Origin of the sequence: uncultured Campylobacter sp., from assembly GCF_938045225.1 — a bacterium.
Classification (GTDB): Bacteria; Campylobacterota; Campylobacteria; order Campylobacterales; family Campylobacteraceae; genus Campylobacter_A.
Map to the genome: position 1 here is coordinate 1 of NZ_CALINL010000244.1, position 12,148 is coordinate 12,148.

The window sequence follows — 12,148 nt, forward strand, 5'->3', positions numbered from 1 at the left end:
CGATATTTTGATCAATGGTTCCCGTTAAATTTGCACCTATTTTGAGTTTGTCGCCTTTAGAAAAGTCCGTGATAGTAGCAGTTTTTGACGCAGGGAATGCCGCGTTGTCGCCTACTGATCCTAATACAAACGTATCTGTGCCCGCTCCGCCGGTTACGGTTACGCCTGATTTGCTACCGAAGGTTATCTCGTCGTCGCCCGCTCCGCTTTTGATTACGGATTTTTCATACGTGTGACCGCTAGCGTCAAATGTGAAATTTCCTTTTAACATGCTTGCGTCTACGGTTTTTACCTTTGTTATAGTAGCGTCTAGGGCTAGTTTTGTAGTCGCTTCGCCTTTTATTACTACGTTAGTTAGCGTGTCTTTGGCGGCGGCGCTAGCTTTTAGTTCGATTGTGTTTACGGCTGTGGCTGTTTTTGCGTTGTCTAAATTTGACGCTATGTCTATGTTCTCTATGTCGTCTACTATGAATTTGCCCGTTAGACCTGTAGTGGTGCCTTTTGGATTTAATACAAAATTTACCTTATCGGCAGTGCCCGTAGCAGCGTCTTTGACCCCTACGTCAAGATCGCTTCCTAGAGTGATCGTGTCTACTGTTATAGTAGAGTCGTTTAGGAGTTTTTGAAGCTTACCTCCAGCGCTTACGCCTTGAACTAGAGTGACGTTATTAAACGCTCCCCATTTAGACATATCTACACTATTGGCTAGCGCATTTGATATTTGCAATCCTTCAAAGTTGGTAAACGTTACTTCATTGCCCGCGCCGGCGGCTGCTATAATTGAAGTTACGGATACTAGGTCCGTTCCGGCTCCGCCGTCGATAGTTTGTTTGTTTGCGGTTGCCGTTAGCTCTACTGCGTCGTTTCCGCCGCCTAGTCTTACGGTCGAGTTTGCTACGTTGCCGACTTTTAGATTTTCAAAATTTCCGGTAAATGCGCTTGCGTCGATGTTTGCAAGTTTTGTTTGCGCGCTGAAATCAGCGGTTAAATTTTTAGCGTTGCCGTCGATGACTGCTTTGGTTAGCTTGTCATTGGCTGCGCCATCGTATGTAAAGGTAGCTTTTTTGTCTGCTTTGGCGTGGAGATTTAGCGTGGTCGCATTTGTAGCTTTTAGTTTGGCCTCGCCGTCTTTGGTATAGTTCATACTAAAATCAACGTTTTCTACATCGGTAGAGATATTAAATGTAGCAAAATCAACATCGGTTACGTTTATTTTAGTAGCTTTAGCTACTGCTGTAGCGGCTGTTAGCTTTAGGTTAGATAGGGTTACGTCGGTAGCTTCTGCCAATGGATGCGATGTCGTAATGGTAAGTGTATTGGCTTTATCGTTTAGATTTATATTTACTTTCGTAGCTTTATCTGCGGTTATGTTTGCGTTGCCTTTAGCTTTTATTACGACTTCTTGCGCTTTTGCTGCAGTTAGGTTTGCGCCTTGTCCTGCGTCGATAGATACTTTGCCTTCTAGTTTAGCCGCATTTACGGTTACTGAGCCGGTAGATGATTTTACTACTATCTCTTTTGTAGCTTCGGCAGCCGTTAAAGTAACTGCTCCGGTGGTATTTACAGCTACTACCTCTTTGGTGTCGGTAGTTAAAGTTATAGTATCGATAGTTTGAACGCTTAGGTTATCTAAGCCTTTGTTTATGGTTACTGTTGTTGCTGGAGCTGGATTAAATTTGACTTCTGATTTGATGTTTAAATTTTCGATGTTGCTAATGCCGTTCATTGCCGTATCTAAGTCAGTCATTGCAACTTCATCTGCTCCGTTTTTTAGTACGGTTAGATTTAGCGTATCTTTACCGCCTCTAGCATCAAGGGTGTCTAGAGATGATAGAGTAGACGTCTTCGCGCCGTCGCCTACGTAGTAGATAGCGTTAAACGTATCGTCGCCTTCGGTGCCTAGGAAATTATCAAGACCGGTGGTGAAAGTCTTGCTTCCTGCTGCTGCTTCTGCGGCTAGTTGATCGATTTTAGCTTTTTGCTCTTCTAGGTTTGTGCTGTTTGTAGTAGCGATAATATCTTGGAACGGAGCATAGTTAAAGTTGCCCGATCCGTCGTTTTCTATGTCAGTGATTTTTTCAGCCATATATGCAGCGATTGCCGTTTTGTTTGAAAATACCGCTGCTGCCGTAGGGTCTGCTGCAATAGCCTCAGGCGATCTTGCTACGTTAAAAAGAGTAACTAGAGTCTCTCCTCTTGAGTGTCCTAGCTCTAGATGGCGTACCCAGGCATTTATACCGTCCGGATCTTGAGAGTAGTCTTTGCCTAGGATATTTTTGTAGATGTTTTCTATATATCCTAGATTTGAGTCTATTCTGCCGTTAAAATACGCTGCGATAGCAGGGCTTTGTAGCATGGCGTCTGCCGTTTGAGCCTGGTCTCTAAAAACGCCTGCCGAAACCCATGCGTTTAAACCTGCACCTTCCGGCGCTCTGTTAAATAATGCCACATATAGTTGGGCGACTTGTGCTTTTGTTACTGCCATAAAAGGCCTCCTTGTTGGGTAATTTGAGTTTGGTTTTAAACCGCCGCGATTATAGCATTAAATTCCTGATTGTCGATAAATCATGGATAAGATAGGGGTACTTTAAAGCGATAAGAGCGCGTGCAAAATGCCTTCTTCGCGCTGTTTTTGCACACGCTAAAATTTCATGCAAAATATTTTGTCAAATGACTTTTTAGTGTGTTTTTTGGATTAAATTTATATATTTCCCTCTTTATTTTATATATAAAACGATGATATAAAAGTAGTTTAAAATCGCGAATATGTTTTATAAATTTAAATTTCAAAATTAAAACTTAATTACTCTGGCACTTTTTAATATTTATTTAAGCATAAAAGGATTACAATCGCATTCTTGATGTTTTAGTTACTGGTTAAGGTAAATTTTGGGTAGAGCGGTTAGAGAAATAAAATCAGAAATGGTTTTAATAAAACAGAAAGGCAGCTTTTTTGCCAACCAAGACGAAAAAGATCTTTATGTTGAAATTTTACATTCTTTAACCCAAAAATACGATATGGAAATTTTAGGCTACGTTTTGGAGCCTAATTCCGTATCGTTGTTTTTAAAATCACTAAATATCCCTAAAATTATGCAAGAATTAAACAGCGCCTTTATGAGAAGTCGAAACAGGGCGCGAGGCTATATCCAAGAAAGCGACATCAAAAGATATGAGATTAGAGATGTTTTTATCAATGAATTCGAAGATGTCTTGGCGTTTTTGCAACAAAACGGCGGATATGTTTTTAGGAATATAGATAAAAATTTAAGTTTAGCGAAAAAGATAGAAATTCAAAATTTTAAAAAAAGGACTGAAATGAAAATAGTTGCTTTAAATTCAGAAGTACATAACGGAGTGTCTTATCACCAAGATGCGTTACCAAATTTCCCGTTTGCGGAGATAGTGGCGAGTGAGGCGTTTTTCTGCGAGAAAGATCTACCTATAGTTTTCACGAACGACGTAGTGCCTAAACTGCTAGTACTACTAGGTAGAAATGAAAATTTAATAATAGATAAAAACTACAAAGGCTACGTACCTGCGATCTTGCAAAACTATCCTTTTACTCTTGCTAAAGTCGAGGATAAAAATATCCTTTGTATAGACGAGGATGCGCCTCAGCTAAAAGGTAAAGGCGAAAAATTATTCAAGAAAAACGAAGAGCCGAGCGAATTTTTGCAAAACACCATAAACGCTATGCAAAACTACAATGCCCAGCTAGAAGCTACGCAAAAAGCGTTAGAAGAGATCAAAAAGGCTGGAATTTTGATAAACAAAGAGCTAACCGTCTCTGATAACGATAAAAAAATCACCTTAATCAAAGGCTTTTCTATCGTGAGCAGAAAAAAGCTAAACGAGCTTGACGACGCTACTTTGGCCGATTTTGTTAGAAAGGGCTATGTTAGCCTTATAGACGCGCACATTAGAAGCTTAACTAATTTGGAAAATTTGGCGGGTAGAATTTTAGAAAACGAAAGTAAAAAAGAAAATGAAAGTAAATGAACTAAAGGAGAGTATTAAAAAATCCAAACACGCTATGATATATGCTGGAATTTTCAGCATGTTCATAAACGTTTTGATGCTCACTTCTCCTCTATATATGTTACAACTTTACGGTAGGGTCGTAACATCAAGAAGCCTTGATACGTTATTTTTCCTTACGCTGATAGTTATATTTTTATATCTATGTATGATGTTTTTCGAAATTTTACGTTCGAGAATTTTGGTAGTTTTTTCAAACCAGATAGATTTAAGGCTGTCCGAGAGGGTGTATGACGCGATCTTTAAGCTCTCGGCTAGACAGCCCGGCAGAGTATCTTCTCAACCGATGAGAGATCTAAATACCATAAAACAATATCTCAGTACCAACGGCGTGTTTGCATTTCTTGACGCGCCGTGGCTACCTTTTTATATACTGATACTGTTTTTCTTTCACCCGTATTTTGGATATTTTAGTATCGCGGCTGCGATCGTTTTGTTTATTTTGGCTCTTTTAAACGAAGGCGCGACTAAAGACGGACTAAAAAGATCAAATGACGCTTTTGGCGCCGAGACTCGCTTTGTCGATCTAAATTTGAGAAATTCCGAAGTCATCCAAGCTATGGGTATGAACGGAAATTTAAAGAAAATTTGGCATAAAAAACATAACGAGTTTTTGGAGGCTCACTCGGAGTCTAGCGTAAAAGCCGGAATGTATGCAAATATCAGTAAAGTATTTCGCGTCGTTTCTCAGTCGCTGATGTTGGGTCTTGGCGCGTATCTGGTCGTCTTGCAGGAGGTAAATCCTGGTATGATGATTGCAGGCTCTATTATCATGGGTCGCGCATTAGCTCCGCTTGATATATTAATCTCAAGCTGGAAAAGCTATAAAAACACCAAAGAGAGCTATGCTAGACTTTCGCAGTTTTTGGAGGATTTCCCCGCCGACAACGAAAAGCTTAAGCTTCCGGATCCAAAAGGCGATATTTTCCTAGAAACCATAAGCCTAGTACCACCTCACGGCAAAGCGCCTACTTTGATGGGCATAAATTTCGAGCTTAAAAGCGGAGATATGTGTGCTATTATCGGTCCGAGCGCCGCAGGTAAAAGCTCGCTAGCTAGAGCGATGCTGGGGGTATGGCCGGTATTTCACGGCGTAGTTCGCGTGGACGGAGCCGACATCACTCAGTATAATAGCGACCACTTGGGGCAGTTTGTGGGATATTTACCGCAAGACGTCGAGCTTTTCGAAGGAAATATTGCAGAAAACATTGCGAGATTCGGCGAACTGGATAGCGAGGCGATCGTACGGGCCGCAAAGCTAGCTAATGTTCACGATATGATATTAAATTTACCGGACGGCTATGAAACCAAAATAGGCATAGGCGGAGCCAGCCTAAGCGGCGGACAACGTCAAAGAGTGGCTCTTGCCAGAGCGCTTTATAAGGAGCCTAAAATAATCGTACTAGACGAGCCGAACGCTAGCTTGGACGAAGATGGCGAAAGAGCGCTATTTGCCGCGCTTGCGTCCATGAAGGGTAAGGCGACTATAGTGCTAATAACGCACAAGCTAAATATCTTAAATTTAGTTGATAAAATAGCCGTTTTAAATGCGGGAAGATTGATGTACTTTGGCGCAAGAGATGCGGTATTGGCTGAGCTAGGCAAGGCAAATGCGCAACAACCGCAGGTCGCAGAACAACAAAAAAGGCGTAGCATAAGCCTAGAAGATGCGGAGGGCTAAGATGATACTTAAAAGTGAAAAAGGCACCGTAAGTTTTGGGCTGTTTATTATATTTTTACTAGTTGGAGTTTTTGGAATTTGGCTCGGTATGGCGCCACTTAATAGCGCTGCCGTAGCCGTAGGTAAGATAAACGTCGTAAGTAACAAAAAGATCATCCAGCACTTAGAAGGCGGCGTCGTAGATAAAATTTTCGTTAAAGACGGAGACGTAGTCAAAGCAGGCGATCCGCTAGTGGAGATAAAAAATGCCGCTTTGCAAAGCGAGATGAGTATAGTGAGGGCCGATTTTTTAAGAACCAGCGTCATAGTCTCCAGACTAGAAGCCCAAAAGGACGATGCGACGGAGGTCAAATTTAGCGACGAAATAAAGCAAATCGAAGGTTATAAAGAGGCCATAGACGGGCAGTTAAGTATATTTAACGCGCAAAAAAAGCTTTTAGATGAAGAAAAATCCATCCTCAAGCAACGTATAAAACAGCTTGAAAATCAAATCAAGGGCGCAAATGCGATTGTGAGCGCCAAACAAGACCGCATAAAGTCTTTGAACGAAGAGATTAGGGAGTGGGAAAGGCTCTTTAAAGAGCAGTTGGCCGACAAAGTCAGGCTACGCGACCTAAATAGAGAAAAAACGGCGGTCGAGGGTGAAATAGCTGCGGGCAAGGCCGAGATAGCAAGACTAAACGTCCAAGTTACCGAGACGCAAGCCCAAATTATATTAAGAGACAGAACCTTTAAAGAGGATGTATTAAAAAAGCTTGAAGATGCTAAAACTCGTCTTGTGGATCTGCAACAGCGTTATAATGCTTTAAAAGATCAATCCGAGCGTACTATCGTAAAATCTCCTGTAGAAGGTAGCGTCGTAGAGTTGGCCTTTCACACTATAGGAGGCGTAATAAGACCCGGCGAGAGAATAATGAGTATAGTGCCGGACGAGACCGACTATGTCGTAGAGGCTAGACTAAACGTAGTAGATATCGATACTGTGCATGTGGGACAGCTTGCCGATATTAGATTTAGCGCATTTCAGCACAAGCAAAGCTTTGTTATGGAAGGTAAGGTAACGTACGTATCGGCCGATAGCATTCAGGATAATGCAGGTCACTCGTTTTACGATATTAAAGCCGAGCTTACCGAAGACGGTATGAAAAATTTTAAGCGAAACGGCTTTTTTATAGTTCCGGGAATGCCGGTTGAGGTAATGATTAAAACCGGCGATAGAACGATGCTTGAGTATGTCTTAAAACCGTTTATAGATATGTTTAAAAGGGCATTTAATGAAGACTAAAATTTTACTTTCGGCCTTACTGGCCTCAAATTTAGCTTTTGCTCAAAGCGTTAGCCTCTCACAGGCATACGAAATGGCGCTCGAAAATAATAATGAGCTTAAAATGACCATGTATAATAGTATAGCCTCTCAAGAGAGGCTAACTCAGGCTACAGCCATGTTTTTGCCGACCATTAATGCCGAGGCCGCATATGTCGGCGAAAAATACGACAGAATGGACAGGCGAAGAGTATCAAAAATAAACGAAAGCTATAAAAAAGTAGGCGTTAGTCTTAGCCAAAGCATATTTAGACCGGCAATCTGGTATCAAAGAAATCAAGAAGAGATCAGGGTGCGCGGCAACGAGCTGATGTATGAAAATACCAAACAAGAACTGGCAAAAAGGGTCGTAGAAGCGTATTTTAACTACACCTTTGCATCTGAGACGCTAGCTCTTGCTCAGAGTTACGAAGAAGCCAACCGCGCCAAATATAACCAAATGCAGAAATCTTTGGAATTTGGGTTAGTAAATAAAATGGATATGCTCGAATCTAAAGTTAGATTAGACGAGGCATTGCTGGGCGTAAACAAAGCTAAGCTAAATATCGAAGTAGCAAAGCTAGAGCTAGTAAAGCTAGTCGGGCAAGAGATCGAGGTGAAGGATAGCTTTTCAAACATCGATACCGAATTTTTCAAAAAAGTAAATTTGTCAAATTTTAGCGATGTAGCTAGAAATTTTAAATTTCAAGATAGCGTTTTAGCGGTTGAAATTTCGGAACAAGAATACAAAAAGAGAAAAAGCGAGCATCTCCCTACGCTTGATTTTAGTATCAGCTATGCAAATTTATACTATGTAGACAACGATTATTCCGGCGACAGAAGAAGAAAGCTAGACACTATGCTTAGATTTACTCTCCCTTTATATACGGGCGGCGCTACTAGCTCAAGAGTAGAGGAGGGCAAGCTGTTGAGACTAGCTAGCATCGAACAACAAAAAGATATTCAAAAAGAGATAGAGATTAGTCAAAAAAGAGCGATAAATAACTATCTTAACTACATTGACGAGTGCGAGTTGATGAAGCGCTCCTTGGAAAATGCGGAGCTTTACGTAAAATCAATAGAAAGAGGCTACGAAGAGGGCTTGAAGGATGCGGTCAATTTGTTCGACGCTCGCGCTAGAGTTTTTAAAACCAGAAACGAAGCACTAACGGCATCTTATAATTTAGTTCTCTCGTACTTGGAACTTCAATGGCTAAATTCTAATATATCGGTTGATATGATGCGGGACTTGCAAAGAGCGTTTAAGTAAAATTTATTTTTTAAATTTTTACGTTTTAAGTGATTTTTTATGCTATAATTAGCAATAGTATTCTGTAAAGATACCCAAAAACTCAAGAAACACACTAAAAAGGAGTCCTTAATGGCAGTAACACAAGCACAAGTTGCACAGCTTTACGTAGCGTTATTTAATCGTGCGGCAGAAGGAGAAGGCCTTAGAAACTGGATGGCTGACGGCGTCAACAAAACTATGGCGCAAGTTGCCGATACTATGCTTCAAGCCCCTGCGGTAAAAACGTATTTTAACGGCGCTATCGACAATGATAGAGATTTTGTAGAGATGATCTATAAAAACGTCTTAGGAAAAGATTACACCCAAGATCCAAACGGTATCGATTCATGGGTTCTTCACCTGCAACTAGGCCACACTAGAGGAGAAACTCTAGTTAAATTATTTGAAGTAGCGCGGTCCGATATAGCAAGAGCTGCAGACCCTGTGGCGGCTAAAGTATTTGACAACAAGATAGCTATATCAGAGTACGTTTCTCAAAGAATAGGCAACGTAGATAAGGACGAAGAAGGCAATTATAACTATACGCTATTTAAACAAATCATTAGTGAAACAAACGCTTATAACCTAGCTCAGCAAAAAAGACTAGTTGATGACGCCGTAAAAGTAAATTTTACTACAAACGTAGACGATATCAAAGGTAATAATAGCGACAATATTTTTGAAACCGTCGTAAGCGGCTTTATGGGCAAAAATACTTTCCAGCCAGCAGACAAACTTGACGGAAAAGGCGGTAACGATACGCTAAAAGTGTCTCTTGATACGAATTTTACAGGTCTAAATACCGGTAGCGTTAAAAACGTCGAAAATCTTGAAATTACAAATACTTCAAACGCCGTTAGATATTTTAATATGAACAATATCGAAGACGTTAAAAACGTAGTGATGATAGGCGATTACGCTTCAAGATTAACAAACGAATCAAAAATCGTAACATTGTCTGCTAATGATGTTAAAAGAGGCGAAATAGCGATAATATACAACCCAAGTACCGTTGCCGGCTCAAACGATTCTCAAGAGTTGGTATTAGAAAACGTAGGAAATAAAACTGACGATTTGGTTTCAAATCCTGCTTACAACTACTATAAAAATCACGTGGGCGTTAAATTTGACGGTATCGAAACTTTAAATATTAGCACAAGAACTCAAGAGAGTTATATCAAAGATGTAGATAATAAAAATATAACCGTAAAAGGAAACGTAAATTTAGATATCAGCACAACCGCAAACGTTGAGAGCTTGGACGCTTCTGGTTTTGTTGGAAACCTAACGGCTGGACTACAAGCATCTACTCAGCTAAAGAGCGTAAAAGGCGGTAGCGGTAAGGATTTATTTAAATTTAACGGTATAGCCGGCGCAAACCCTGATCTTATCATAGACGGCGGCGCCAACGATGATAGCATAGAGTTTGAGCACTTGTCTGGAACTAGAAGATTAAACTCAAGCAACGTAGAAAACGTAACTTTTGTAGAAAACAACAACGGCACTATAGACCTAGCCAATGCTCAAGACGTGAAGTCGGTAACGGTTGTAGAGAATGGTAATACGGTAAACGTTACAAATTCAGCGATTACTACTTTAAACATTGATACGGATTTTGTGGAGGCTACAAGAGTAAACGTAACTACTGCCACTTTGGATACTATTAACTTTACCGATCGCGACTTGAACACTTATCGCACGCCTAACCTTACAGCAACAAAACAAATAGTCGCAAATAGCGCTACTAAACTTACTATGAACATAGACAAATACTCAAACGTGAGCGACTTGGGCGGCGGCGAGCAGTCTTTGGAGGCTACTAGCTTAAAGACTCTAAATATGAACATAGAAAAATCAGCAGACGAGAATAAGTATGCCGTCGATAGCTTTAGACTAGTCGACACCGCATCTCTTGAGACGCTTAACTATGTAAATGACGGTATGGGCTTTGAGCTAAGAGCAAATGATACCTTCCAAGCTCTTAATAAGTTAGCTACGCTAAACGTAAAAACCGCTTCTAGCTTTAACATAAAAGATTTGAACACAAGCAACGAGGCTCATTTGAGAAATATCTCCGAAATTAGCCTTCAAGGTGTTATCAAATCTGACGATACGACCGACTCCGATGTTGTTTTGGGCGACTTGGGTCATAACAGCTCCCTTCACGGCATAAATTTAACTGCTAAACAGCTCGGTGTCCTAACTGTAGGTAACGTAATAACAAATACTCAAATAAACGCTAGATTTAACGTAAATTTAGAAGACATTAGAGACAATGCGACTTTTGGCAATGTAAAATCAGGCAATACCGTAATAATTGCTAAAACTTTGGCAAAAGATCTAACTATAGGCGATATGGACGCTGATACTATCGCTACCAGTAGTACCGATAACGTAAGAATGGTCATAGTTGACGTCGAAGGAGGAGTAGATATAGGAAATATCGTAAATCTAAGCTCTCTTGACGGCGACTTTAGAAATATCAAAAAAGATTTTACTCTTGGAGATATCACAAACTCGAAGGCAAAATCCGCAATATTGCTAAATTTTGTGGACATAAAAGGCAACGTAGGCGTCGCTCGAAACGATTTAGAGGCTAGCGAAGTAAAAATCGTAGCAAAAAATGTAGAAAAAACCTTTAATCTAGGTAACATTGATCTCAAAGCAACCGCTACTAACGGTAAGGCTCACGAAGGCGTACTGTCGCTAGACGGCATCAAAGACGCCGTAACTATAGGCGACATCTCAAATCTAAATTCGCTAAACGGCGACTTTAAAAACTTGGGCGATAGCATTACTATCGGCGATATTAACGGAACTCAGATAGACTCTACTACTTCGCTTAAATTTACAAATGTAAAAGATTCGGTAAGTGTAGGCGACTTTGGTAGCGGCGATGTAAACCACGGCTCTACATATACGGTAACGGCCGATAAACTAGCTAAAGGCTTAACTATAGGAGACATATATATAGCAGAATCTCCTGATTTCTACGACGTTCATAAGAGCGCGGTAAATATAACTTCAGGCAAAACCGAAGGCGTGGTACAGCTTGGTACTATCGATACCGGTGCCGATTCTAAAGTAACGATAGATCTAAGCAAGTCTTTACAGGCTAATGTCGTAGGAAATATCAAGGGCGGAGAGATCGTCTATAAAGGCTCTGCTATAACGCCTAGCAATGCCGTGACTCTAGAAGTGGCTTCAACAGATAAGGTAAACGTAGACTCAAAGATAGATGTAACAGCCTCTGTCGGTCAAGATGAATTTGTATTCAAATCAACCGAAGATGCTAAAACATTTACGGTAACCGGAACTCTAGGCGACGGCGAAGATAAATATACTCTCGGTCTAGTCGCTTCAAATAATCTAAAAACTGTAAATTTGAGCGGACTAAAGAGTGCTGAACACGGCGTTATCGATTTAACGACCGTATTGACCGCAAATAAGCAATCACTAAGCCTAGTGGCAACTGACGGCAAAGACGTGATCACCGTCGGCGCTATAGCTGAAGCTGGTACTACGGATGAACCTAATGTGGTTACTATCGACGGCGGTAGAGGCGTAGATACGTTTAAATTGAAAGATGCAACAACAGATGCAGATGCTAGCAAATACGTATCTCTAGTTAACATAGAAAAAGGCGACAAGATAGATCTAGATACTGTAACCCAGTGGGCTAAATATACAGCCGCGGATCTAAATGCAGAAGCTACGCTAAAAGATGCTGTAAATAAGGTATTAACAGACGCTGCTGCTACTGTGGCTAATAAAGTATGGGCATTTACTTATAAAAATGATACATACTTAGTAAAAGATGCTGATGGTGTAA

At 40.7% G+C, this 12,148-nt stretch carries 6 protein-coding genes; 5 read left to right on the forward strand and 1 reads right to left on the reverse strand.

Features of this window, described 5'->3' with window-relative positions; translation table 11 throughout:
* Nucleotides 1-2,485 (reverse strand): surface array protein (locus Q0200_RS08675; protein WP_297940391.1); only part of this gene is annotated, 2,485 nt, incomplete at its 3' end.
* 404 nt (nucleotides 2,486-2,889) lie between these two features.
* Here Q0200_RS08675 and Q0200_RS08680 point away from each other — a divergent pair.
* The 5 genes from Q0200_RS08680 to Q0200_RS08700 form a co-directional block, all read left to right on the forward strand.
* On the forward strand, nucleotides 2,890-4,002 hold the full coding sequence (locus Q0200_RS08680) for a SapC family protein (RefSeq protein ID WP_297940394.1): 1,113 nt from the start codon (nucleotides 2,890-2,892) through the stop codon (nucleotides 4,000-4,002).
* The gene (locus Q0200_RS08685) at nucleotides 3,989-5,722 is read left to right on the forward strand and encodes a type I secretion system permease/ATPase (protein WP_297940397.1); all 1,734 of its coding nucleotides are present in this window, start codon (nucleotides 3,989-3,991) and stop codon (nucleotides 5,720-5,722) included. The genes Q0200_RS08680 and Q0200_RS08685 overlap by 14 nt, the downstream gene beginning before the upstream one ends.
* A 1-nt stretch (nucleotide 5,723) precedes the next feature.
* Entirely contained in the window at nucleotides 5,724-7,007 is a 1,284-nt protein-coding gene (locus Q0200_RS08690) for an HlyD family type I secretion periplasmic adaptor subunit (RefSeq protein ID WP_009496908.1), read from the forward strand.
* A complete protein-coding gene (locus Q0200_RS08695; RefSeq protein ID WP_297940403.1) occupies nucleotides 6,997-8,295 on the forward strand; it encodes a TolC family protein in 1,299 nt (432 codons plus the stop codon). Before Q0200_RS08690 ends, Q0200_RS08695 begins: the two co-directional genes overlap by 11 nt.
* 111 nt (nucleotides 8,296-8,406) lie before the next feature.
* Nucleotides 8,407-12,148, forward strand: a 3,742-nt coding sequence (locus Q0200_RS08700; RefSeq protein ID WP_297940406.1) for a hypothetical protein, incomplete at its 3' end; no start/stop codon positions are given.